The 23,894-nt window shown below is 38.8% G+C and carries 22 protein-coding genes; 8 read left to right on the top strand and 14 right to left on the bottom strand.

Annotation, left to right across the window (positions count from 1 at the left end; all coding sequences use genetic code 11):
• Positions 1-45: 45 nt before the first annotated feature.
• Positions 46-2,217: a S46 family peptidase gene (locus H5157_RS11985; protein ID WP_182724741.1), complete on the top strand. Its 2,172-nt coding sequence runs from the start codon at positions 46-48 to the stop codon at positions 2,215-2,217.
• 105 nt (positions 2,218-2,322) lie between these two features.
• Here the strand turns inward: H5157_RS11985 and map are convergent, their stop codons facing one another.
• On the bottom strand, positions 2,323-3,099 hold the full coding sequence (gene map / locus H5157_RS11980; protein WP_182692379.1) for a type I methionyl aminopeptidase: 777 nt from the start codon (positions 3,097-3,099) through the stop codon (positions 2,323-2,325).
• Entirely contained in the window at positions 3,092-3,298 is a 207-nt protein-coding gene (locus H5157_RS11975; RefSeq protein ID WP_024596935.1) for a ParD-like family protein, read from the bottom strand. The genes map and H5157_RS11975 overlap by 8 nt, the downstream gene beginning before the upstream one ends.
• Positions 3,299-3,502: 204 nt before the next feature.
• Between H5157_RS11975 and H5157_RS11970 the strand changes: the two genes are divergently transcribed.
• The 5 genes from H5157_RS11970 to gntR all read left to right on the top strand — a co-directional run bounded on the left by H5157_RS11970 (position 3,503) and on the right by gntR (position 11,064).
• Positions 3,503-6,022 (top strand): bifunctional diguanylate cyclase/phosphodiesterase, encoded by a 2,520-nt coding sequence (locus H5157_RS11970; protein WP_220496845.1) that lies wholly within the window; start codon positions 3,503-3,505, stop codon positions 6,020-6,022.
• A gap of 287 nt (positions 6,023-6,309) precedes the next feature.
• Positions 6,310-7,581, top strand: coding sequence for an O-acetylhomoserine aminocarboxypropyltransferase/cysteine synthase family protein (locus H5157_RS11965; RefSeq protein WP_182724740.1), 1,272 nt, complete (start codon positions 6,310-6,312; stop codon positions 7,579-7,581).
• Between the two features lie 258 nt (positions 7,582-7,839).
• A complete protein-coding gene (locus tag H5157_RS11960) occupies positions 7,840-8,220 on the top strand; it encodes a BlaI/MecI/CopY family transcriptional regulator (RefSeq protein WP_182692377.1) in 381 nt (126 codons plus the stop codon).
• An 11-nt stretch (positions 8,221-8,231) separates the two neighbouring features.
• Positions 8,232-9,848: a M56 family metallopeptidase gene (locus H5157_RS11955; protein ID WP_182724739.1), complete on the top strand. Its 1,617-nt coding sequence runs from the start codon at positions 8,232-8,234 to the stop codon at positions 9,846-9,848.
• 205 nt (positions 9,849-10,053) lie between these two features.
• Positions 10,054-11,064 carry a gluconate operon transcriptional repressor GntR gene (gntR, locus tag H5157_RS11950; protein ID WP_182724738.1) on the top strand — a complete coding sequence of 337 codons (1,011 nt, stop codon included), beginning with the start codon at positions 10,054-10,056 and terminating at the stop codon, positions 11,062-11,064.
• 109 nt (positions 11,065-11,173) lie between these two features.
• On the opposite strand, the gene gntU is transcribed toward gntR, so the two are convergent.
• Positions 11,174-12,517 carry a gluconate transporter gene (gntU, locus tag H5157_RS11945; RefSeq protein ID WP_182724737.1) on the bottom strand — a complete coding sequence of 448 codons (1,344 nt, stop codon included), beginning with the start codon at positions 12,515-12,517 and terminating at the stop codon, positions 11,174-11,176.
• 150 nt (positions 12,518-12,667) lie between these two features.
• Between gntU and H5157_RS11940 the strand changes: the two genes are divergently transcribed.
• Positions 12,668-13,216 (top strand): gluconokinase, encoded by a 549-nt coding sequence (locus tag H5157_RS11940; protein ID WP_182724736.1) that lies wholly within the window; start codon positions 12,668-12,670, stop codon positions 13,214-13,216.
• Positions 13,217-13,256: 40 nt separating this feature from the next.
• On the opposite strand, the gene H5157_RS11935 is transcribed toward H5157_RS11940, so the two are convergent.
• The 10 genes from H5157_RS11935 to hisG form a co-directional block, all read right to left on the bottom strand.
• Positions 13,257-13,445, bottom strand: coding sequence for a DUF1289 domain-containing protein (locus H5157_RS11935; RefSeq protein ID WP_002960277.1), 189 nt, complete (start codon positions 13,443-13,445; stop codon positions 13,257-13,259).
• A gap of 2 nt (positions 13,446-13,447) precedes the next feature.
• Complete coding sequence (locus H5157_RS11930) at positions 13,448-13,984, bottom strand: hypothetical protein (RefSeq protein ID WP_182724735.1); 537 nt, start codon at positions 13,982-13,984, stop codon at positions 13,448-13,450.
• A gap of 108 nt (positions 13,985-14,092) precedes the next feature.
• Positions 14,093-14,707, bottom strand: a complete 615-nt coding sequence (gene hisIE / locus H5157_RS11925; RefSeq protein ID WP_007376299.1) for a bifunctional phosphoribosyl-AMP cyclohydrolase/phosphoribosyl-ATP diphosphatase HisIE — start codon at positions 14,705-14,707, stop codon at positions 14,093-14,095.
• The gene (hisF, locus tag H5157_RS11920; RefSeq protein WP_004586384.1) at positions 14,698-15,477 is read right to left on the bottom strand and encodes an imidazole glycerol phosphate synthase subunit HisF; all 780 of its coding nucleotides are present in this window, start codon (positions 15,475-15,477) and stop codon (positions 14,698-14,700) included. Before hisF ends, hisIE begins: the two co-directional genes overlap by 10 nt.
• Positions 15,459-16,193 (bottom strand): 1-(5-phosphoribosyl)-5-[(5-phosphoribosylamino)methylideneamino] imidazole-4-carboxamide isomerase, encoded by a 735-nt coding sequence (locus tag H5157_RS11915; RefSeq protein WP_182692373.1) that lies wholly within the window; start codon positions 16,191-16,193, stop codon positions 15,459-15,461. Before H5157_RS11915 ends, hisF begins: the two co-directional genes overlap by 19 nt.
• Positions 16,194-16,226: 33 nt before the next feature.
• The gene (hisH, locus tag H5157_RS11910) at positions 16,227-16,817 is read right to left on the bottom strand and encodes an imidazole glycerol phosphate synthase subunit HisH (RefSeq protein WP_182724734.1); all 591 of its coding nucleotides are present in this window, start codon (positions 16,815-16,817) and stop codon (positions 16,227-16,229) included.
• On the bottom strand, positions 16,814-17,875 hold the full coding sequence (gene hisB / locus H5157_RS11905; RefSeq protein ID WP_182724733.1) for a bifunctional histidinol-phosphatase/imidazoleglycerol-phosphate dehydratase HisB: 1,062 nt from the start codon (positions 17,873-17,875) through the stop codon (positions 16,814-16,816). The genes hisH and hisB overlap by 4 nt, the downstream gene beginning before the upstream one ends.
• Complete coding sequence (hisC, locus tag H5157_RS11900; protein WP_182692371.1) at positions 17,872-18,981, bottom strand: histidinol-phosphate transaminase; 1,110 nt, start codon at positions 18,979-18,981, stop codon at positions 17,872-17,874. The genes hisB and hisC overlap by 4 nt, the downstream gene beginning before the upstream one ends.
• Complete coding sequence (hisD, locus tag H5157_RS11895) at positions 18,971-20,272, bottom strand: histidinol dehydrogenase (protein WP_024597350.1); 1,302 nt, start codon at positions 20,270-20,272, stop codon at positions 18,971-18,973. Before hisD ends, hisC begins: the two co-directional genes overlap by 11 nt.
• Positions 20,273-20,277: 5 nt before the next feature.
• Positions 20,278-21,177 (bottom strand): ATP phosphoribosyltransferase, encoded by a 900-nt coding sequence (gene hisG / locus H5157_RS11890; RefSeq protein WP_002960257.1) that lies wholly within the window; start codon positions 21,175-21,177, stop codon positions 20,278-20,280.
• 419 nt (positions 21,178-21,596) lie between these two features.
• Between hisG and H5157_RS11885 the strand changes: the two genes are divergently transcribed.
• Positions 21,597-21,833: a hypothetical protein gene (locus H5157_RS11885; protein ID WP_002960256.1), complete on the top strand. Its 237-nt coding sequence runs from the start codon at positions 21,597-21,599 to the stop codon at positions 21,831-21,833.
• 114 nt (positions 21,834-21,947) lie between these two features.
• On the opposite strand, the gene H5157_RS11880 is transcribed toward H5157_RS11885, so the two are convergent.
• A complete protein-coding gene (locus tag H5157_RS11880; protein ID WP_182694935.1) occupies positions 21,948-23,801 on the bottom strand; it encodes a cytochrome c/FTR1 family iron permease in 1,854 nt (617 codons plus the stop codon).
• Positions 23,802-23,894 lie beyond the last annotated feature (93 nt).

Genomic DNA, 23,894 nt, shown 5'->3' with positions numbered 1-23,894 from the left:
ACTGACGAGTAACCTGTTATAGAAACAAATAAAAAGGATTCTATAATGCGTTTAAAACCTCTTGTAGCTACATTAGCAGCCACATTTTCTTTATCACTTTCAAGTAGTGCCATAGCCGACGAAGGCATGTGGCAACCACACCAACTTCCAGAGTTAGAATCAATTTTAAAAGCCAAAGGGCTTGAAATTGATGTTGAATCTATTTCTAAATTAACCGAATTCCCAATGAATGCGGTAATTAGCCTAGGTGGCTGTACAGCATCGTTTGTATCGCCTAAGGGTTTAGTTGTGTCAAACCATCACTGTGTTTATGGCTCGGTGCAATACAATTCAACACCTGAAAACAACATATTAGAAAATGGCTTTTTAGCTAAAAGCCCTGCTGAGGACTTACCAGCAGCGCCGGGTTCACGCGTATACGTCACAGAAACAGTTACTAATGTGACTGACAAAGTTAGTAAAGGTATTGAAGAACTAAGCGGTAAAGCACGCTACGACGCAATAGTAAAAAACGAAAAAGCGCTAGTAGCCCAGTGTGAAGCCGACGAAAGCTACCGTTGTAACGTGTATTCGTTTCATGGTGGTTTAGAGTTTTACCTAATTAAGTCACTTGAAATTAAAGACGTACGTTTATCTTACGCACCAGCTATGGGCGTAGGTAAATACGGTGGCGATATAGATAACTGGATGTGGCCGCGCCACACAGGCGACTTTGGTTTTTACCGCGCTTATGTAGGCAAAGATGGAAAACCAGCTGAGTACAGCGAAGACAACGTACCTTACGTACCAGACTCTTACCTAAAAGTAAGTGCCAAAGGCGTGCAAGAAGGCGACTTTGTAATGGTTACAGGCTACCCAGGGCGTACTAACCGCTACCGTATAGCAACAGAGGTAGATAACGTATTTAACGACAGCTACCCTAAAGCACGCGTTCATAACTCAAAATACGTGTCGCTTATTGAAGAAAACTCAGAAGACGGCAGTAAAGCGCGTATTGCTTACGAAAGCACCATTGCAGGTTATAACAACTATATTAAAAACTATGGTTCGATGATCGAAAGCTTCAAAAAAGGCACTATGCTTGAGCGCAAAAAACAGTTTGAGAAAGAGTTAACACAATGGATCAATAGCGATAGTGAGCGTAAAGAGCAATACGGAAGCGTATTAGGTGAGCTATCTGAGCTAATTGCACAATCACAAGAGCACAGTGAACGCGACCGTATGTTAGGTTATGTACATCGCTCACAAATGATCAGCACAGCACGACGTTTATACCGCCTAGCTTACGAAAAACAAAAGCCAAATAGCGAACGTGAATCTGGTTATCAAGAACGTGACTTACCTCGCATTAAAGCAGGGCTTGAGCGCATGACGCGCCGTTATGATAGCAAAGTAGACAAAGCTATTTTACTGCACTTTTTAGAGCTGTATGCAGCACTTCCAAAAGAAGAGCGTTTTAGCGAGGTTGATAACGTATTTAAAGTACAAAATGGGTTTGATAAAGCAACCCAAAGCGCGTTACTTGATAGCATGTATGAACAGTCAAGACTTGATAATGCCACTGTTCGCAATTCATTATTTGAACAATCGTTTAGCCAGCTAAATCAAAGCCAAGACCCATTTGTGCAGTACGCTAAAGCAATCTTTAAAGTAATGAAAGCAGAGGAAGATAAATCAAAAGCACTTGCAGGTAAATTACAAGCAGCTCGTCCAAAGCTAATGAGCGCAATAATTGCGTTTAACAAAGCTAAAAACAAACCTGTATACGCCGATGCCAACAGCACATTACGAGTAACCTATGGCACCGTAGGCGGCTACTCACCTCAAGATGGCTTGGTAGCAACACCTTTTACCTCGCTTGAAGGGTTACTAGCTAAAAACACCGATGTTGACCCATTTAATGCACCTAAAAAGTTACAAGAGCAAATTAAAGCCAAGCTTTATGGTGATTACACGGGTGGCATGAATACAGTACCCGTTAACTTCTTATCAAATGTAGACACTACCGGTGGTAACTCAGGTTCGCCAACACTTAACGGTAAAGCAGAGCTTGTTGGTTTACTGTTTGACGGTGTTTACGAAAGTATTATTGGTGACTGGGATTACAACCCTGAGCTTAATCGCTCAATCCACGTTGATTCACGCTACATGCTTTGGGTAATGGATAAAGTAGATAATGCACAAAACTTGTTAGACGAAATGACAATCGTAAAATAAGTAATTAGTGAGATAACAGAAGGGCGCTTACTGTAAAGGAAGTGCCTTTTTTATTAATCATAATGGGTTACGGTTTGTATACGTCAGTAGCATAACTTAGTTTTGCTAAGCACGCTTCTCTTCATCGCGAAGTGTTAAAACTTCGAAGCCCGTTTCTGTTACTAGAACGGTATGTTCCCACTGAGCAGAAAGTTTCTTGTCTTTTGTTACGACTGTCCATCCATCTTTTTTAGTTTTTACCTTCTTGGAACCTTGGTTGATCATAGGCTCTATAGTAAAGGTCATACCTGCTTCAAGCACTAACCCTGTATGAGGTTTACCATAATGCAAAACTTGCGGCTCTTCATGCATTTCTTTACCAATACCATGACCGCAATATTCACGTACTACACTATAACCAGAAGATTCAGCGTGCTTTTGAATAGCATAGCCAATATCACCAAGCGTTGCTTTTGGCTTTACCACCTTAATACCTTCCCACATAGCATCATAAGTCGTTTTAACCAATCGTTTGGCTTCTGAGCTTGTCGCTGCAAAAGTATACATTTTACTTGAATCACTGATATAACCATTTTTCTCTAAGGTAATATCAATATTTAAAATATCTTTGTTTTTTAATTTATAAATATTATTGGGTACACCATGGCACACTACGTCATTAACAGATGAGTTCAATGAATACCGATAGCCATATTGGCCTTTACTGGCAGGACGAGCATGTAACACATTGGTAATATAGCTTTCTACTTTAGTGTCTATATCTAACGTAGTTATGCCCTCGCAAATAAAATCATCAAGCATTTTAAATACCTGAGCTAAAAGCTTTCCTGATTCTCTCATGAGCCCAATTTCTGCATCAGTCTTTATTGTTGCTTTACTCATGCAAAAGATCCTGAATAGTAAGCTTTTCTTTTATGAGTTGTTTTTTAATTATTTCATGGTAGGTAAGTGTCGGATTTAACTCAGCAAGCATGCCTATTTTAATCCAAAACTCTGCTTGTGAATTGATAGATCTGGACATGATATTACTCGATTTTCTAATTTCTTCATGCAGCCCATCTGATATTTTCACTATTCCCATTATATATACCGTATATGATTTATGTATGTATCGTATATAATGAAAACATGGATGTCAACTTGGAGGTCTTACAATCAAAAGTGTATTTCTCGGCCACTTCACAAGAAAAATGATTAATAAGTAATACTTTATGTTTGCATTGAATTATATAAGCAATCCTTTTAAGCTGCATTGGGGCAGCTGATAAATTTAATGGGTTATGATATGAGATTGAATGTGACAAGAAGTGCGACTAGTATTTTATATAGCGCTATTTTGTATTTTCACTGTATTATTTTTGCACTAGGAATGGTTGAATCTACTTTTTCTGGGTATGAATTAATGAAGGTGATAAGCCCCACGACGGCAATAATTTCACTGTTAATTGCAGGCGTTTTAGCAACCATAAAAAAAGTAAGTCTATATACAAAGAAGTATTGCATCGCAATAGCTACAGTTGCTGCATTGTGTTTTCTATTTATTCAGTTTTCTTTTTTATTTCATATGCAGGGTAATTTCGATCTGGGAAGCTTTGATAACAAGCCATTTACTTTATCATTGTACGCCATTTTTATGTTTACTTGTTTTTCAGCAATTACTATCAAAGCTTTTCATAAAAATATAAAAATAAATGAAATGAAAAAAATAAAATTAGTCGTATTTATAGTTGTATTAATCGGTTCAACTGTGTGGCATCAGTCATCTTTGAATCTAGTCAGAACCCAAGATGGTAATGCAAGAGAAAAAATACACTTATTAGAAACAATGATAAACCGCTCTTTGGCTTCACAGAAAAAAGCTCTAGCTAGAATAAAGACTAGAGTAGAAAAAGTTAGTTTTGAAGATTTTATGCGTCTAATTAATATAGACTCAAAAAATTACATTAGTGATTATAATATAATCAAAGGTGTTTTAGTTCTTGATAATGAATTAAATTATATTTCAGGCGATAATTTTTCTAGCAGTTTTTACTTAAATGGAATGCTAGAAAAACCTACAATAAAATTATGGCTTAAAAGAGATATAGAGGAAGTCCAATTTGCAGCTAACTCATTAACTCTAGACTCCGATATACCAATTTTAATGTTTTTAGCCCCTGTTAAACTTGCGAATCAAAGTCGTTTTTATATATTAAATTTACTAGATATGAACTTATTATTAGAGAAAAGTTATTTAAAATATCTTAGTCGGTATGATACATATTTAGAATTAACTCCAAATGTATACTTTTCAGTAGACTATAAAAATAAAACTCAGTCTGATTTAAACAAGCTAACTAGCCGTTATAACCATTTTATCACTGAAAAAATAAATGTGATGGGTTTAGTTGAACATAATGTCTATACCTTTATCAATGACTATGAAGCAATACACATTGATACCATAATTGATCAATTAATATTATGGTTTACGTTTCTATTTATATTTATTTTTGTACTGGTAGCTGATTCATCAAGAGCCTTAGAGTTTAGTACAAAGCATGATGAATTAACTGGTTTACTGAGATTGAAAGCTTTGGAAGAAGAGTTTCTGCAGCTTAGCTCGGTTAGAGGATGTAGTAATTTTGCAACTGTAATAGTTAAACTAGATTTTTATGAAGAGATACATAACTCTTTAGGTTATGAAATCAGTGATAAAATTCTGAAAAAAGCTTCTGAAAGAATAAGCATAAATGTCGATAACCGAGTATTAATTTCTAAGGGAATTAACGATAGCTTTGTTTTATATTTTACAGATACTACACCAGCTATCCTTAAGCAAAAAATTGAGGCTTTAATACTCGATTTATCTAAAGCGTACTGTATAGATTCATTTGACTTCAATCTTACTGCAAGTGCTGGAGTGGTATTTTATCAAACCCCCGAATCATTTAATTTTAAGCTTAACCTTCAGCAAGCAAATATAGCCCTTGAAAAATCTACAGAACTTGGAGGAAATCAAATACACTTTTATCAACAATTAATGGATGATAAACACAGCGAAAAAATTATTATCCGAAATAATTTACACTCGGCTCTAAAGAACAACGAATTAGAAGTGTTCTACCAACCTATACATAACTTGAATGGGAACCAAATTGTAGGTGTTGAAGCGCTAGTTAGGTGGTGTTGTAACGGTGAATGGATCTCTCCGGCAAAATTTATACCTGTAGCAGAAACTACGGGTCAAATAGTTCAAGTAGGTAAACAAGTTTTAAATCAAGTCCTTCACGATATAAAAAAACACTCACAACTGCAAAATATAACCGTAGCAGTTAATTTTTCAACCAAGCAGATTATTAAAGACAACTTTTCTATCGACTTACTCCATTTACTTACTCAAAATAACATCACATATAAAAACTTCACTGTTGAAGTCACTGAGTCCTCCTTTCAAGAAAAGACATCTATAGAGAAAACATTACTTGAATTAATTAATTCAGGTTTGAATGTTGCTATAGACGATTTTGGGACTGGTTTTTCAAGTTTGTCATATCTTGCTAATCAGCCCGCGAACATTATTAAAATTGATCGAGAGTTTACTCTTGGAGCTGATAAAGACACGAAAGAACGAAAGCTTTTAGATACCATTATCAAAGTTTGTTATGACTTAGGCAAAAAAGTGGTAGTAGAGGGGGTAGAAGATGAAAAGCTAATTACACATTTATCTAGATATAAAGATATTAGGATCCAAGGATACTTTTTCTCAAAGCCGCTTCCTGTTGACCAACTTATTGAATATATTCGAGCCATACAATACAAATAATATTAGTAATTTATGTTGTCCTCTAAAGTTTCTAATACACATTTCGATTAAGCTTGTTTTATTTAGTGCTTAATACTAATTCATTAATACTTAATGGAAGAACATAGCCATATAAAGTCTTTTTTATATGGTTTTTCTAAAAAGTTCAAAAGAACATAATCCTGAACTCATAGCTATTAACCGCCTTAACTTAAATCAAATCACCTCAACATCCTTTAATATATTTCATGTGCATTTTATACCCAAGAAGTGCTAGCTTAGTGGTAAATTAATTGAAGGAAATAATTATGAAATTAGAGTCATTAGCACTGCACCACGGTTACGAATCTGAGGCTACGACCAAATCGGCAGCCGTGCCTATCTATCACACTTCTTCTTATACATTTGATAATACGCAGCATGGCGCTGATTTATTCGATTTAAAAGTACCTGGAAATATTTACACCCGCATAATGAACCCAACCAATGCCGTACTTGAACAACGTATTGCCGCGATGGAAGGGGGCATTGGTGCGCTGGCTGTTGCCTCTGGGATGGCCGCTATTACGTATGCTATTCAATGTTTGTGCGAGGTAGGTACTAATATTGTGAGCACCAGCCAAGTATATGGCGGCACGTATAATTTATTTGCCCATACATTACCTAGGCAAGGTATTGAAGCACGTATGATTAAAGCTGATGACTTTAGCGCATTCGAGGATGCCATTGACGACAACACCCGCGCTGTTTTTTGTGAATCTATTGGTAATCCTGCAGGTAATATTGTTGATATTGAACGTTTAGCACGTATTGCACATAGCAAAGGTGTGCCGCTTATTGTTGATAATACCGTGGCTACGCCGTATTTATGCCGCCCATTTGAGCTGGGCGCCGATATAGTGGTTCACTCACTTACAAAGTATATAAACGGGCACGGTACTGCTATTGGCGGCATGATTGTCGACTCAGGTAAATTTGATTGGAAAGCGAATGCCACGCGCTTTGCAATGATGAACGAGCCCGATCCGTCGTATCACAATGTGGTTTATACCGAAGCTTTTGCTGAAGCTGCATTTATTGGACGTTGTAGAGTAGTGCCACTTAGAAATACTGGCGCAGCGCTTGCGCCTAAAAACGCATCTGACATTTTAATTGGCCTTGAAACCTTAGGCTTAAGAATGGATCGCCACTGCGAGAATGCACAGCAGCTAGCTGAGTATTTAGAAAATCATCCAAAAGTGCTTTGGGTTAATTACGCAGGGCTTGAATCAAGCCCGTATAACGAAATGAGTCAGAAAATTACCAGTGGTAAAGCATCGGGTATTTTAAGCTTTGGTATTGCTGGTGGCCTAGAAGCAGGTACTCGTTTTATTGATGCGCTAAACATGATTTTACGCTTAGTTAATATTGGCGATGCCAAGTCGCTTGCGTGCCATCCTGCGTCAACCACACACCGCCAATTAAATGATGAAGAGCTTGCTAATGCGGGCGTAAGTCGCGATTTAATTCGTTTGTCAGTCGGTATTGAGAACATTGCAGACATAATTGCCGATGTAAGCCAAGCGCTCGATAAAGCATAGTTACCTCACTACCTTTCATAAAAAACTTTAAAGCATAAAAAGCGTTAGTTGAAAATAAACTATCGTTTTTTATGTTTTTCTAAAATCTATTAATAAGTATACCTCTTTATTTTATCTACCTTTTTTATAAAACCTTCCTAAGGCTTTTATATTTTTACCGCTTGTTTTTTATTCACATGTCAATTTTGTATTGACACTAAGATTACTTACTACTACATTTGTAACAGTACCACTACAAGTGTAGTAATAGGAGCGACAATGAAACTTAGTGATTTTGAAATGGATATTATGCAGCTGCTCTGGCAGGAAGAACCCTGTACCGCGAGTCAACTACATAAGGTGCTTTTAGCTGATAAGCAAAAAGATAAAAAAGTAGCCTATACAACAGTTAAAACTATTGTAGATAGGTTAGAACACAAAGGAGCGATTGAGCGTTGTGGACATGAAGGACGAGCTATTATTTTTAGAACAATCGTTACTCAAGACACATTATCGGAGCAAGCTATGCCTAGTTTTATGCAACGATTTTTTAAAGGTAATTCTCGTAGTTTAATTGCCCACTTTATCAAAGAAGAAAAGCTAAATGATGAAGATATAGAATATTTACAAACGCTTTTAAAAAATAAAAAGTTAGATTAAAGGAGAGGGTAATGACGGATTATTTACTAACTTGCACACTTATTAGCTTATGTATTTTGCTTACAGTAAAAGGGCTTAAAAATGCCCCAGCACGATTAAACTTTTACATTTTAATGATTGCCTTGGCATGTTGGTTTGTCCCTTGGCAGTACTTTTCCCAGTTACCCTTATTTGAAGGGGCAAATCGTTACACATTTAACGTGGCGCAATTGATTCCCGATGTTAAAGCACTAATACCAAATGCTGAACAAGTAGCAACTAAGGACGAATTACAAAGCGATATGGGTATATGGGACTTATTGCCATCACTTAGTAATGTTTTTATAGTTTTAGTTTTAGCTGGTTTTGGATTGTTTTCATTACGCGTGAGCCTTTATGTAAAGCTTATAAAAAACTTATACATTAACTCAAAGCTAAGTCCTGAACTTAAACACATTAACAATCAGTATCCAATTAGACTAACAACCCATACAGAGCCTGCTTTTGCTACCGGGTTAATAAAGCCTGTTATTTGGCTAGAGTCGACGATGGTAAATCGTGAAGAATTAGATTCAGTCATTCAACACGAGGTAACTCATTTACAACAAGGTGATATTTATTGGACGTGGATTATTTGTTTTATAGAAAGCGTTTTTTGGTGGAATCCTATTTGCTTAAAGTTAACTGGTTTAGCAAAAGAGCAACTCGAACTTAGCTGTGATGAGTTGTGTATGCAAAAGCTAAAAGGTAAATACCAATTGGATTTAGCCAGTTTATTGCTACAAGAGCAAAGTGCTAAAAGCTCGCCTAACTTTTTTACCCCCCCACTTTTGAATATTGCTCATTCTAAGAGTTTTAATATTCAGAGGATCAAAATGTTAAACAAGGAAAAAACAATGAAAAGTAAATATTTGGTTATGGTTGCGGCGGCAATGTCTTTTAGTGCTTTAGCTGCAGCGCAAATTGTAGATGGTAGTTCAGATAACAAGCAGCCAGGTAATAATACGTCTCAGGCTCCTGTTAAAAGTGAAGAATATAAACAACAACTTGCACAGCTTCTAAAAAGTGCTGCTGGGGCAAAAAGTGATACCCCTGAACTGTTAAACCAAGCTGCGCAAGGCATACAACAATGGCACTTAAATAGAGATAAACTTGCTGGTTTTGAAGAAGCTGAAATTAAACTACAAAGCTTTAGGCTGCTAGATCACGTTTACTCTAAACTTGAGCAATATGAAGATATACTGAGTGCTTACGAAAAATGGTATGAGCCTGGTAGTAACCCGCCTTACTTTTTAAAAAATTCACTAGCAACCGCGTATATACAACTAGGGCGTTATGAGCTTGCTGTTGCAGAGCTTGAAGATTTATCAAAACAGCTTGAAGGGAAACTACATGTTGGCTCTGCTGATAACTTAGCACTGGCATACATTTACCTTGATGATTACGATAAAGCGTTAAAAACCCTAGAGAAGGTTGATGCAAAAGACGATGTATACGGAAATATCCTTAAATATTATGTTTATGATAAACAAAATAACCGTAAAAAGATGGATGAAATCAAAAGTAAAATCCCAGAAGCATTTGCAGTTACCCCCGCGTTATTACCACAAAGCGGCCTACCTGGTTCGCAATTGTTGAGATTGCTATAAGTTTTCAATTACGATGAGGCTCGGAGTATCTGAGCCTCTGTTTAATGTTATTGGTACAAATACAGATTTATTCATTAAAATAGGTCTAGGTTATTTAAATCTCTTGGGTAATCGCTTAGTGATAACTTAAATAAAAATGGCTAAAAGTAGTGATTTTTCACAATAGTTGGTATGTTACAAGTAACATTTTATTTAATTGTGTGTGATGAAAAAAAACAAACGTTCTTCTCTTCAAGATATTGCCGATGCGGTTGGTGTAACCAAAATGACGGTGAGTCGTTATTTACGTAATCCCGAAAAAGTATCAGAGTCTACTCGCACTAAAATTAGTGCAGCTATTGATACGCTAGGTTACATTGCAAATAAAGCCCCTGATTTACTCTCTAATGCTAAAAGCTACTCTATTGGTGTACTAGTCCCATCGTTAACGAACCACGTATTTGCTCAAGTTATAAAAGGTATTGAAGATGTAACAGGGCCTGCAGGATATCAAACAATGTTAGCCCATTATGGTTACAACCCTGAAATTGAAGAAAAACGGGTTGAGTATCTATTGTCGTATCACGTTGATGGTTTAATTTTATCAGAAACCACACACACAGACAGAACGCTAAAAATGATTGAAACGTCAGGCGTACCTGTGATTGAAATAATGGATACTCATCACTCTCCTATGCAGCAAGCGATTGGTTTTGATAACGTTAAAGCCGCTTTTGATATGACGACGGCACTTTTAAATAAAGGCTATCGCAATATTGTTTATATAGGTGCAAGGCTCGATGTACGAACACGCCTAAAATTTCAAGGTTATTCAGATGCTATGTTAGCTAAAGGTTTTACGCCTAAAAGTGTGATGACTGATCAAGCTTCATCTTATAGTTTAGGTGCTGAACTTTTACAAAAAGCGCTTACTGACTACCCAAATACTGACTGTTTGTTTTGTACTAATGATGATTTAGCAATTGGGGCTATTTTTGAATGCCAGCGAAACAACATTTTAGTGCCTAGCCAAATGGGGGTTGTGGGTTTTCATGGCCATGATATTGGCCAAGCAATGGTGCCTCAATTAGCAAGTGTGATCACCCCTCGTTATCAGATAGGTAATGTTGCGGGAAGAGAGTTGTTGAGCCGGATTAATTCAGATTTGGATGCTAGGATTAATTATAAGCAAGTAATTGATACTGGTTATATAGTTCATCTAGGTGAAAGTGTTTAAATACTCTAATTATATGAGCCTAATTACCTGTGCCTAATTACCTGAGCCTAAATAACAAAAGGCTCAGGTAATTTTTATATGTGTGATGATAACTCTACATACTGTAATTTTACAAAAACAGAGAAATAATCATAGCGACAAGTGCGCCAACAGTACCAATAATAGTTTCCATTACCGTCCACGTTTTAAGAGTTTGCATTTCGCTCAAACCGAGATAGCGACTCGCTAACCAAAATCCTGAGTCGTTTACATGGGAGAGCACAATAGAGCCCCCACCAATAGCGATAGTGACAGCGGCAAGCTGCGCTCCATCAAGGCCTAAAGGCTGAAGCATTGGAATAATTAAGCCACACGCTGTAAGCATAGCTACTGTCGCAGAGCCTTGAATAACCCGCACAGCGGCTGATAATACAAAAGCGAGTATTACAATTGGTAATCCTGAGCCAGCTAAGTAATTACCTAGTGCAGTACCTACTCCTGAATCAACTAATACTTGTTTAAATACCCCACCGGCACCAGTGACAAGAATAATAATTCCTGCAGGTTGTAAGGCACTACCACAAATTTCCATGATTCTAGCATTCGGGACACCGCGCCTTGCACCGAGCAAATAAAATGCCATTAGGCAGGCAACTAAAATTGCTGTAAATGGATGTCCTATAAAGGCTAACCAATTATATAAATCAGAGTCTCTTTCAACAAAGCGACTACCAATAGTATTTAAACTAATCATAATTAACGGCAGAGCAATTAAACCTAATGCTAATCCAAAACTAGGCGTCCCTTTACCAACTCTTTGGTTATCATCGATTTGTTCGTGCCGTGGGAGTTCTACATGAATAGATTTAGAAATAATAGAGCCCCAAATTGGACCTCCTATAATCATTGCCGGTATGGCAGCAATAAGGCCAAATAAAATCATATAACCATAGTCAGCGCCTAATTGAGAGGCAACCAAAATCGGCCCTGGCGCAGGAATAAGAAATGCCTGACAAGATGCTATCCCAGCAAGTAGCCCAATACCAATTTTAACAACGCTGCCACCGCCTTTTCGTACCACAGCAAAAACAATACCGATTAAAAGTACAACGGCTACATCAAAAAAGAGGGGGAGGGCACAAATAAAGCCCGTAAAGGTAAGCGCCCAATTAGCGTTTTTTTCTCCAAAACGGTGTAAAAGTGTGTGGGCAATGCGATCCAGCGCGCCGGTTTCTTCCATTACTTTGCCAAACATGGCGCCTAAAGCGACCACCACCGCTACAAAGCCTAGTGTTCCGGCCATTCCTTTTTGAATTGTAGCGGCAATTATTTCTGGGCTCATTCCTGAGAATAATCCTGCAATCATAGAAACAAGGATCAAAGAGACGACAGCATGTAGTCGTACTTTCATTACTAAAAAAAGCAATAAAAATATGGAGCCTACCGCTGTTAGTATTAATGATAAATCTGACATTTTTCCCTACTTATATTCAGTGTGAATTATGATGTTTAGTGTGTGTTTAACTTCACTTTCGTATTTGTTACGCGTAACATGTTACCCGTAACTCAATATAATATATACATTGAAAATAATTAATTATTAAATTAAGGCGAGGATAAATACATGAGTAACACAAATGTAGGTCGTATTTATATTGTAATGGGGGTTTCAAGCACAGGAAAGTCAAGTGTGGGTGATGCATTAGCAAAGCGCATTGGCGCTAAATTTATCGACGGAGACGACTTACATCCCAAGGCTAATATATTAAAGATGTCATCTGGGCAGCCTTTAAATGATGCTGATCGTGTGCCTTGGCTCGAAAGAATACGTGATGCTGCATTTAGCATTGAAAAGAAAAATGAAGTCGCGGTAATAGTCTGCTCAGCATTAAAAAAGAAATACCGAAAACAAATATGTGATGGAAATACAGGCATTACCTTTTTACATCTTTATGGTGATTTTGAGCTGGTTAAAAGCCGTATGCAGGACAGAAAAGGGCATTTTATGCCTGTTGATTTACTCAAAAGCCAATTTGAAGCGCTAGAAGTTCCAAAAGAAGATGAGCCCAATGTTATAAATATAGATATTAATAACTCATTTGAGCAAGTAGTCGAAAGCTGTATTAGCGCAACTAAAATGAATAGCCACAACAAGTTAAAAGTTTTTAGTTAATCAATTAACTGTTACTTTTAACATTTAGGGGCTTTATTTGTTATGAGTTAGCGTCTGCTCGTGGTGTTTCTAAAATCGCTTTTTTTTCATCTTCAGATAATATTATCCAATCAAAAATTTCTTCGTTGGTACGCCCACACCCGGTGCAGTAACCGCTGCGCCTTTCGCATATTCCTAGGCAATCAGTTTTAAATTTAGATGGTTTTTTGTTTTGATTTAATTGGCGCATTATTAAAGTCCTAACGGTGGAGCAATTTCAAAGCGAGTAGAAAACCCATTACCTTCTTGATTGGTAGCAAGTGTAATGACAGGGGTTTTAGTATCAAGTACAAAGGTGCTGTAAATTGAACTTGCTGTTTCTTTTTGGCTTTCCAACCAACCTGTTTTGGTTAAGCATTGGCGCAATTGCTTAGCCAGTTTTTGATGAGACTTTATTGTTTGCGTTTGTGTTTTAACAGGTGTTTGGCATTGGTAGCTTGCTTGCTCTGACTTATTTAAAGTAACTGTACAGTTTGCTCCAATTATATGAGTATTAGTACGCCATTGATTAGTAAACTGGTTATTTACTTTATCTGTTTTGATTGAATTAAAACCAGACTCATAACCATTTATTAGGTTATTTATGGTGCTGCATTCATCGGGTGTTACTGTGGTTTTTACAGACTGATTCGTTGTAGTAGTGGTTGTTGTAGTTGTAGTCTGATCAGTTTTGCTGGTACAGCCTGCTAAAATAAACGCGACAATAGAAGGAATAATATAGTTTTTCATAGTTCACAGTAACCGATTAATTTAGCCACGCACTATATCACACGTGATTTACTGTAAAAATAAAAAGGCCCATATAAATATGAGCCTCTTTGTTAGTTACAACTAATGCTATTTATGGCGACCTTGCAAGCATTTAACTACATCTTCAAGGGCTAAGCCTTGGCGTTGTAGCAATACTGTAAGGTGATAAATTAAATCAGCAGATTCGTTTGTTAGCTCATCGTTATCGTGTTTCATAGCGGCAAGGGCAACTTCTACGCCTTCTTCACCTACTTTTTGACAACTACGGCTTAAGTCTTTTGCAAATAGTGAGGCAGTGTAGCTTTTTTCAGGGTCGTCATTTTTACGCGCAACAATCACATCTTCTAACTGTGCTAAAAAGCTTAAACTTGGTTTTGCTTCATCACCAAAACAGCTTTGTGTGCCTAAGTGGCACGTTGGGCCTTCTGGGTTGGCAAGTACTAAAATTGAATCGTAGTCACAATCTGTATGCACAGATACTACGTTTAAGTAGTTTTCTGATGACTCGCCTTTAGTCCATAAACGCGATTTTGAACGCGAGTAAAACGTTACCTTATTGGTATCAAGCGTAACAGCGAGTGCTTCGCTGTTCATAAAGCCTTGCATTAAAATAACACCAGAGCGGGCATCTTGAATAATCGCAGGGATCATATCACTTTTAGCGAAATCGACCTGAGCTTGGTTTTGTTGTGTTACTTGCATAATCTTGCTGCCACTTGGTTATCTGTTAAAAATTGTTTTAGTTCGCCAATGTTAATCACATTTTTATGAAAAACGCTGGCAGCTAATGCACCATCTACTTTGCTTTGTTTAAATACATCAACAAAATCTTGCATACTACCCGCACCGCCAGAGGCGATTAAAGGAATGTCACACAGATCGCGAATTTTACTTAGTTGCTCGTTGTCGTAACCGTTACGAACGCCATCTTGGTTCATACAGTTTAATACAATTTCGCCTGCGCCTAGGTCTTGTACGCGTTTAACCCATTCTTGTGTTTTATAGCGCGTACGGCTTGATGCATTAGGATCGCCGGTTAATTGATACACTAAATACTCGCCGGTAATTTCATCAAAAAAGCTGTCAATGCCGACTACAACACATTGCTTACCAAACTCATCGTGTAATTCTTTAATAAGTTCAGGACGCGCAATAGCAGGGCTGTTAATACTTATTTTGTCTGCGCCGCGCTCAAGTACCCGCGCTGCATCAGCCACTGATTTAATACCGCCCGCTACACAAAATGGAATATCGATATTACGTGCAATGCTCTCTACCCAGTTTACATCAAGTAGGCGTTTTTCAACGCTTGCACTGATTTCGTAAAAAACCAGTTCATCGGCGCCAGCTTCGCTGTAGGCTTTAGCCATTGTTAAAATATCGCCAACTATTTCATGGCCTTTAAACTTTACGCCTTTAACTACTTGGCCGTCTTTAACGTCTAAACACGGGATTATGCGTTTTGATAACATGCCAGTGCCTCCTCAACGCTAAATGCGCCATCAAGCAATGATTTACCTAAAATAACGCCGCCCACACCAAGCTCTTTAAGCTTTTTAATGTCATCTAGTGAGCTTACGCCACCTGAGGCTTGCACTTTAATTGTGCTGTTATGGCGAGTTAAATCTTCGTAAAGCTCAAACGATGGACCCGTCATGGTGCCATCTTTACTGATGTCCGTGCATAAAAAATCAATAACACCTAAGCTTACATAAAAATCTACCAGCTCAAGTAAACCAAATTCAGATTCACTTAACCAACCGTGCGTTGCTGGTGCCCAGCCCGTGGCTGTTTTATTTACATCAAGAGCAATTACAAAATGCTCTGCGCCAAATAGCTCAATCCAGGCTTTTACTTGTTCGCGTTTTTCTACTGCCATTGAACCAATAACAACTTGGTTTGCACCGGCTTTTAGCCAATCACTTACATCTTGCTCTGAGCGAATACCGCCGCCCACTTGGTACGGTACGTTAAGTGCTTTGGTTGCAGCTTGAATATGTTTCCACTGTTTTTTACTTGGATCGCGTGCACCTTCTAAATCAACAAGGTGTAACTTGCCTGCGCCACTGTCGGCGTATTCTTTTAAACGCGCACCAAGTTCGAAAGGGTAAAACTGTGCTGTGTCGTATTTACCTTGGTACAAGCGCACAATTTGATTTTGTAATACGTCTAATGCTGGAATAATCACAAATAATCTCTTTTTTGTTAGTTAATGGGCAGCTTATAACTGCCAATCAACAAAATTTTGTAATAAACGTGCGCCAACTTTTGCGCTGCGCTCTGGGTGAAATTGCATGCCTGCGTAATTGTCTTTAGCAACAATGGCTGAAAAGGTTTGACCATATTCGCCGCTCACTAGTGTGGCGTCGTTTACGGTGTGCGCAAAGCTGTGAACAAAATACACTTGCTCATCAAGCGTAAGCCCATTAGTTAATGCATGCTCTTTGTTAACGCTTAAGTTATTCCAACCCATATGCGGCGACGTTAAATTGCCTACATCAAGCGCTTTTACTTGCCCTGGTATTTTACCTAGGCACTGTACGTTACCTTCTTCGGTGCTTTCGCACAGTAACTGCATACCTAAACAAATGCCCATAAGCGGGCGCTGGTATTCATTTATAGCTTGTTGCCAGCCGTTATCTACTAGGCGTTTCATAGCAACCGACGCGTGACCTACACCTGGCAATATAGCGCGCTCAAAACCCGCTAATTGCTCTGGTGAAGTAATTACTGTTGGCGTTTGGCCTAAGCGTTCAAACGCAAAGCGTACTGAATTTATATTGGCACAACCGGTATTAATTATGGCAATCATAAACATCCCTTAGAGCTGGCTGTTTGTTGGGTCGTGTCTTGTGCCACTGCCATACGAAGAGCACGTGAAAACGCTTTAAATAAGCCTTCTACTTGGTGATGACAGTTACCGTCGCTTACCGATAAAATAAGGCTAATAGCGGCGTTATCACTTAAGCTTTTGAAAAAGTGCTCAACCATTTGCACGTCTAAGTCGCCTGCTTTTTCGCGGCTAAAGTTAGCGTTTAATACAAATGATGCACGGCCCGATAAATCAATTTGTGCTTCAGCTTTACACTCGTCCATAGGAAGGGCAAAACCATAGCGTGCAATTTGCGATTTAGTGCCAAGCGCTTGTTTAAGTGCGACACCAAGAGCAATACCAATGTCTTCAACAAGGTGGTGCTCGTCTATGTGTAAATCGCCTTTGGCTTTAATGTTTAAACCAATGTTTGCGTGGGTGCGAATTTGATCAAGCATGTGATCAAAAAAGCCAAGTCCGGTGTCTATGCTGCCATTTTTTGTTTGATCTAAGTTTATGGCTACATCAATTTGGGTTTCTTTTGTGTTGCGTGTAACACGACCTTCGCGGTTTGCGGTAGTCAATTTTGTCACTATCGCACTCCAATCGCCGTCGTATAAAATACCTTCACAACATAAGTTTTGAGCAAGGCCAATATCGGTCTGGCGATCGCCAATAACAAAAGAGCGTGCTAAATCTACTTTGCCTGAGCGCATAAGCTCGGTAAGTAATCCGGTTTTAGGTTTACGGCAATCGCAGTTTTGCTCGTTAAAGTGAGGGCAAATTAATACTTCGTCAAAGCTAATGCCTTGGCTTTGCATTATGTCCATCATTTTGTCTTGTGCTATGTCAAAATCAGCAGTAGGAAAGCTATCTGTGCCTAAACCATCTTGGTTAGACACCATTACTAAACGGTAACCTGCGGCTTGTAATTGTAATAACGCAGGAATAACACCAGGTAAAAATGCTAGCTTTTCAAGGCTATCTACCTGTTTGTCGGTAATTGGCTCTTCAATAATAGTGCCGTCGCGGTCTATAAATAAATAGGGGTTACTCATGATACTTCGTTTCCTGCTAAAGATGCTGCGGTAGCCGGCGTTTGTAAGCCATCTAACCAAATTTTTACTTGTTCAAGTTCTTGTTCACTGCCAATTGAAATTCGTAGCCAGTCGTCTTCACCGTATAGTGTAAAAGCGCGCATAACCAAACCTTGCTCAAGTGCAATTTTAAAGTAGTTTTTATCGGCTAATTTTAAAGTAACAAAGTTACCTTCACCAGTGAGAATTTTTAATGCAGCAGGGGAGGCGTTTAGCCAATCTACCAACTTAGCTTTTAAGCTATTTAAAATAGTGACTTGGCGGCGCATTGATGTAATTGCATCGGGTGCAATTGCTTGCGCTGCAATACTTGCTACAACGCCTGATACCGGATACGGCGCAATGACTTTACGAATTGGCGCTAGTGTTGCTGCTTGTGCAAGCGTAAAGCCCGTTCTGAGCCCTGCTAGCGCAAAGGCTTTAGAAAGCGTACGCAAAACCACTACATTACTAAACTCATTAATAAGTTTAGTCGCGCTTTGCTCTGGGCAAAACTCTATATAGGCTTCGTCAACAATAACTAATGCTTTACCTGCAAGTGCTGTTGCAATCGCTTTTACTTTATCAAGTGGCGTTAAGCTGCCAGTTGGATTATTTGGGTTACAAATAAATACCAGCTTTGAGCTGCCAACAGCTGCAACTATTTCATCAACACTGCCACTTAATAATAATTCTTGTGTAAGCGCGTTAATACTAACGTTGTGTGTATCGGCGGTAACTTTGTACATACCGTAAGTTGGTAAAAATAGCGCAATACTATCTTTAGCTGGCTCACAGTATGTGCGCACTAAAAGCTCAATGCCTTCATCTGCGCCGCGCGTCATTAATACATTTTCGCTTTCAAGATCTGTATAAGCGGCGTACCTGTCAATAACCAGTTGCGGTTGTGGGTCGGGGTAGCGATTTAAATCCTCAATACTCAGTTCAAGATTTTTAGCATACGGGCTTTCGTTAGCATTTAGCCACGTAGTACCGGTTAGCTTTTCACTTTTTGCAGAGCTGTATGCAGCAAGGGCTGCAATATTCTTAGGTAATAAGCTAGACGCTTGTGCGCTCTCATTGCTCATTTTTAATTGCCTCTAAACGAATTGAAACCGCATTAGCGTGGGCATCAAGGCCTTCTGCATCTGCAAGTGGTAAAATTGCTTTTGAAAGCTGCGTTAAACCACTTTTAGTAATTGTTTGCACTGTGTATGTACGGAAAAAATCAAGCAAGTTTAAACTCGAGTAAGTTGCACTGTAACCATATGTTGGTAACACGTGGTTAGTACCCGATGCGTAATCGCCTGCAGATTCTGGTGTGTAGTCACCTACAAATACTGAGCCTGCATTTTTAACTTTATCTAGGTAAGGTGTTGCATCGCCTAGTTGTAAAATTAAATGCTCTGGGCCGTATTGCGCCGATACATCAAATGCTTGCTCAACTGAATCAACCAAAATAAGTGAAGAATTAGCGAGCGCTTGCTCGGCTGTTTCTTTGCGGCTCAAATTAGCTAACTGGCGTGTAAGTGCCTGCTGAGTTTGTTCTATAATACTTTCGCTGTTACATAATAAAATAACTTGCGAGTCTGCGCCGTGCTCTGCTTGTGAGAGTAAATCGGCGGCTATAAATTCTGGGTTTGCACGTTCATCTGCAATAACTAATACTTCAGAAGGACCTGCTGGCATATCAATTGCCATACCTGGGATAGTTTGCGCAACGAGCTGTTTAGCCATTGTTACGAAGCTATTACCTGGGCCAAAAATTTTGTTTACTTTAGGAACCGATTCGGTGCCATAAGCCATTGCTGCAATTGCGCCTGCGCCACCACTTTCTATCAAAGTAGTAATGCCACATAACTTAGCTGCATATAAAATAGCAGGGTTAATTGCTTTATCACCTTGTACCGGCGTAGCTAGTACAACGGTTTTAGCGCCGCTTAACTGTGCTAATACACCTTGCATAATAACTGACGATGGCAGCGGAGCACTGCCACCGGGTACATAAATACCGACTGCTTCGATGGCTTGATATTTCAGTTCACATACAACGCCTGGTTGGGTTGATAATTTAATATCTTTTGGCAACTGCGCTTCGTGAAAACGTTTAACATTTGCATAAGCGGTGTCAATTGCGTATTTAAGCTCAGCACTTAGTGCTTGCTCAGATGCGTTAATTTCATCTAGCGGTACGCGCAAACGTGGGTTAGCTCTATTATCAAACTCTTTGGCCATGCTAAGTAAGGCCTCATCGCCTTGCTCTTTTACATTAGCTAAAATAGTTTTGCATATTGCTTCAACCTTTGCGCTTACAGAAACTGCAGGGCGCATTAGCGCCGCTGCTTGTACTTGTGAAGATTCCTCATTCCAACGAAGCATGGTACTTACTCCATCATTTTTTCAATTGGCATAACTAAAATAGAATTAGCGCCTAGGGCTTTTAACTGCTCCATTGTTTCCCAAAATAATGTTTCGCTGCTTACCATGTGCAGTGCTACGTATTCTTCATTACCCGCAAGGGCAAGTAGAGTCGGTTGACCAGAACCAGGTAAAATTTCACAAATTTCATCAAGTTTGTTTTTTGGTGCGTGTAGCATGATGTATTTGCTTTCTTTAGCTTGTCTAACACCACGTAGGCGCGGCATAAGCTTATTGATTAGTGCTAGTTTGTCAGCGTCTTGCAGATCTTTATTTTGAATTAAACATGCGTTTGATTCTAAAATTGTATCACCTTGAATTAAGCCGTTAGCTTCAAGTGTTGCGCCAGTAGATACTAAATCACAAATTGCATCAGATAAACCTGCTCGTGGTGCTACTTCAACAGAGCCAGTAAGCATTACTGTACTTGCGTTGATGCCTTCGCGCTTTAACCACTGAGTTAAAATTTCTGGGTAGGTAGTTGCAATACGTTTGCCTTCAAACCAGCTCTTATCGCGAGCGCCTAGCTCTTGTGGCCATGCAAGTGCAAGACGACAGTAACCAAAATCTAGTTTTGAAAGTTTGTTTACTTCGCTTGGAACACCTTGGCGTTCACGTTCTGCTTGAACTTCTACTAGTACGTTTTCGCCAACAATACCTAAATCACATACACCGTCCATTACTAAACCAGGAATATCGTCATCACGCACACGTAGTACGTCAATTGGCATATTAGTTGAGTGTGCAATTAAGCGTTGTTCACGAAGGTTAAGTTTAACACCTAACTGTTTTAACAGATCTTGACAATCTTTAGATAGGCGGCCGCCTTTTTGGATGGCGATACGTAGACGATTTGTGTTACTCATTATTCATTTTCCTTTAATTTAAAAACTAAAAACCCCGAGGGGAACCTCAGGGCGAAAATGAATCAATGTTTTTTGAATCGCCAGAGGTTCCTTTTAGGAATAACCTCTCAGCGAAAGACCTGACAGGTTATTCCGGTGAATGGTGGTGATGATGTACTGTTGTCAGGTTTAAGCGCATTTTTTATCCTATTTAACTGCTCGTTGTTATAGTAACGTTCAGTTGTTATCTGTTTAAATAAATTTCGCATTCATAAAAACATAAACAGCCATATTATGGCAAGTTTTTTTTAGCTTAATTAAAGCATATCTTATAACTGTCGATAATATTAAGAAGGGAAGTGCATTTTTTGCATATATTTGTTTGTTTATTAGCCAAACCAAGCGTTTAGATAATTTAACAGTAAACTAAGGAAGTGTGTATGGATATCATGATTCCTTATTTAGGAAGAATAACCAGACTAGAAGTTGAGTCAAAAAGTGCTTTTCATATTGCGGGTGTGCAAAGTGGATCGGCCGCTGAAAAAGTTGAGCTAGAGAATAAAAAAAGGCGTGAGTTACAAAAAAAGAAAAAGCTCAATATGCTTGACGACCAAAATAGTAAAAAAAAGTCTAACGTAGATGATGACGAAAACCCCCATTTAGATACATGGGCTTGATAATACCAATTTTACTAAATACATAAGCAATTAACTAAAAAGGCCCTTGCGGGCCTTTTTACTATGTATTTTGCTTATGCCAATTAGCTTAAACTCTTAAGCAGATAGGCATTACTATTGGTTTTTGCTTTTAAATATATAAAAGCTAAATATAGCGAACACACATACCTGAGCTACAATACCTTGCCATGTTGACTTAATACCAAGCCATGCTATTTCAAAGCTCATTGGTAGCGACGCAATACCTATTATATCGGCCTCTTGTAATGCAATAACGGCTTTGCCCATAAGCACAAACGAGAGTGCAAATAATAGGTAAGTGGTAATTGCAAAAAACTTAGCAACCGGTAATTTAATTGAGTACTTAATTAATACCCACGTAATAATAGCCAGTATTGCTACAGCTATCGCGAAACCCGATGCAATAGATGAATATTGAGCAGGCGAGCTTTGCGTTAATAAAGACTGATAAAACAATACGGTTTCGAATACTTCTCGGTACACGGCAATAAAAGAAAGCCCCGCTAATCCCCAAAGTGTTCCCGACTCAAGACGCTTATCTATATTGTCTTTTATATATTTTTGCCATTGTTGCGCACTTGTTTTACTGTGCATCCATACGCCAACATACAGTAAGATTACAGCGGCAAACAATGCACCAGCACCTTCCATAACTTCGCGACTTGCACCACTTATTTCTATTAATGTTTGCGCAGCAGCCCATGTTAAGCCACCGGCAATAAGTGCGGTTACCCAGCCAACATGTACGTATTTAAGCGCATCTTGACGTTTCGTTTTAATAAGCACAGTCATAAGGGCAATTATAACTAAGAGTGCCTCTAAGCCTTCTCGCAGTAATATTATTAAACTCGCTGAAAGTAGGGCGCCATCAGTTAGCTTGGTTTCGTTTAGCATGCTATCTGCTTTAGCGAGTTGCGTTAGTGCGGCATTTACTTTTTCGGCAACGACGGCTGTATCTTTTTCGTTTTTGAATGTTTGGCGTAGGTTCATCAGTTGTACTTCGATGTTTTTACGCAGTGTTTCGTCGTAGGCATTTAAGTTGTTTTCAACAAGCTCAAAGCCATCTAAGTATGCGCTAATTGCTAAATCACTTGCTTGTGAGTAATTGCCTTTAGCATGCGCAGCTTGCGCTGCAAGTAACTGCGTGCGAGTAACTGTTATCGGATTTTTGTTAGCGCTAAATAATTGCTCTGGATTACCACGAAGCCATTTAACGTAATGTGCTTGTGCTTCACTTTGACCTGCCGATAATTGTGCAGGGTTTAGGTTTACAATCTGCGAAGCGGTAATGTTTTGTTCTACATTTTGTGGTTTTTGAACATCTTTAAATGCCAAGCTACCTACATAAAAAGCTAAAGACCATCGTTGTTGTTCATTAAATTGGGTAAAAGCAACCATAGGCGTGTCGTCAATGCCGTTACTTACAGCGTCAAATAACCCCATTAATGAGCGGTTTGTTGCGCGTTCTTCATCGGTAAAGTTGGTAGGCTCTGGCGATAAATTTTTTGCAAGCGGACCGTCGCCTTGACCGCTTTGGCCGTGACACATTGAGCAGTTAGTAGCAAAAAGCGCTTTAGTTTGCTCAACCGGAAGCAGTGATGTAGGTAACGATAGTTGTGGCATAAAGGTAAGCAGCGACTCACGAAGCGCTGAGCTTGCTGCACGTACATCGGCAACACTCGCTTTATTAGCAATCGCTGTATGCAGTGCTTTAGCTTGTGCCTTTACTGTATCAAACTCATTGGTTTGGCTTGATAGCTGTCCAGCTTGCTCAATAATAACGTGCGAAAATTCAGTCATTTCTTGATATTCGTCGGGGTCTAGTATTTCACCATTTCCAACAGCTGCCACGTAATCTACACCTACATACTCTGCAAGCTGTGCAATTTGTTTTATTTTTGTTTGCTCATTAGGTGAGGCCGACACATTAAAGCTTGCCATAGCCATTATAAAAAGCACAAAAAAACAATGAAATTGTCGTTTGCCCAGAGATACAAAATTTAAAAACACGTGAGAATTATTTTTGGACATTGAAAAGCC

Origin of the sequence: Pseudoalteromonas sp. SG43-3 (assembly GCF_014164385.1) — a bacterium.
GTDB lineage: Bacteria > Pseudomonadota > Gammaproteobacteria > Enterobacterales > Alteromonadaceae > Pseudoalteromonas > Pseudoalteromonas distincta.
This window is presented reverse-complemented; position numbering and strand designations above follow the sequence as displayed.

What these genes read in the sequence shown, in the direction of transcription:
- H5157_RS11985 (WP_182724741.1), top strand. Translation starts at nt 46, where the DNA reads ATGCGTTTAAAACCTCTTGTAGCTACATTAGCAGCCACATTTTCTTTA.
- map (WP_182692379.1), bottom strand. Translation starts at nt 3,099, where the DNA reads ATGAGTAAAGCAACAATAAAGACTGATGCAGAAATTGGGCTCATGAGA.
- H5157_RS11975 (WP_024596935.1), bottom strand. Translation starts at nt 3,298, where the DNA reads ATGGGAATAGTGAAAATATCAGATGGGCTGCATGAAGAAATTAGAAAA.
- H5157_RS11970 (WP_220496845.1), top strand. Translation starts at nt 3,503, where the DNA reads ATGAGATTGAATGTGACAAGAAGTGCGACTAGTATTTTATATAGCGCT.
- H5157_RS11965 (WP_182724740.1), top strand. Translation starts at nt 6,310, where the DNA reads ATGAAATTAGAGTCATTAGCACTGCACCACGGTTACGAATCTGAGGCT.
- H5157_RS11960 (WP_182692377.1), top strand. Translation starts at nt 7,840, where the DNA reads ATGAAACTTAGTGATTTTGAAATGGATATTATGCAGCTGCTCTGGCAG.
- H5157_RS11955 (WP_182724739.1), top strand. Translation starts at nt 8,232, where the DNA reads ATGACGGATTATTTACTAACTTGCACACTTATTAGCTTATGTATTTTG.
- gntR (WP_182724738.1), top strand. Translation starts at nt 10,054, where the DNA reads ATGAAAAAAAACAAACGTTCTTCTCTTCAAGATATTGCCGATGCGGTT.
- gntU (WP_182724737.1), bottom strand. Translation starts at nt 12,517, where the DNA reads ATGTCAGATTTATCATTAATACTAACAGCGGTAGGCTCCATATTTTTA.
- H5157_RS11940 (WP_182724736.1), top strand. Translation starts at nt 12,668, where the DNA reads ATGAGTAACACAAATGTAGGTCGTATTTATATTGTAATGGGGGTTTCA.
- H5157_RS11935 (WP_002960277.1), bottom strand. Translation starts at nt 13,445, where the DNA reads ATGCGCCAATTAAATCAAAACAAAAAACCATCTAAATTTAAAACTGAT.
- H5157_RS11930 (WP_182724735.1), bottom strand. Translation starts at nt 13,984, where the DNA reads ATGAAAAACTATATTATTCCTTCTATTGTCGCGTTTATTTTAGCAGGC.
- hisIE (WP_007376299.1), bottom strand. Translation starts at nt 14,707, where the DNA reads ATGCAAGTAACACAACAAAACCAAGCTCAGGTCGATTTCGCTAAAAGT.
- hisF (WP_004586384.1), bottom strand. Translation starts at nt 15,477, where the DNA reads ATGTTATCAAAACGCATAATCCCGTGTTTAGACGTTAAAGACGGCCAA.
- hisH (WP_182724734.1), bottom strand. Translation starts at nt 16,817, where the DNA reads ATGATTGCCATAATTAATACCGGTTGTGCCAATATAAATTCAGTACGC.
- hisB (WP_182724733.1), bottom strand. Translation starts at nt 17,875, where the DNA reads ATGAGTAACCCCTATTTATTTATAGACCGCGACGGCACTATTATTGAA.
- hisC (WP_182692371.1), bottom strand. Translation starts at nt 18,981, where the DNA reads ATGAGCAATGAGAGCGCACAAGCGTCTAGCTTATTACCTAAGAATATT.
- hisD (WP_024597350.1), bottom strand. Translation starts at nt 20,272, where the DNA reads ATGCTTCGTTGGAATGAGGAATCTTCACAAGTACAAGCAGCGGCGCTA.
- hisG (WP_002960257.1), bottom strand. Translation starts at nt 21,177, where the DNA reads ATGAGTAACACAAATCGTCTACGTATCGCCATCCAAAAAGGCGGCCGC.
- H5157_RS11885 (WP_002960256.1), top strand. Translation starts at nt 21,597, where the DNA reads ATGGATATCATGATTCCTTATTTAGGAAGAATAACCAGACTAGAAGTT.
- H5157_RS11880 (WP_182694935.1), bottom strand. Translation starts at nt 23,801, where the DNA reads ATGGCTATGGCAAGCTTTAATGTGTCGGCCTCACCTAATGAGCAAACA.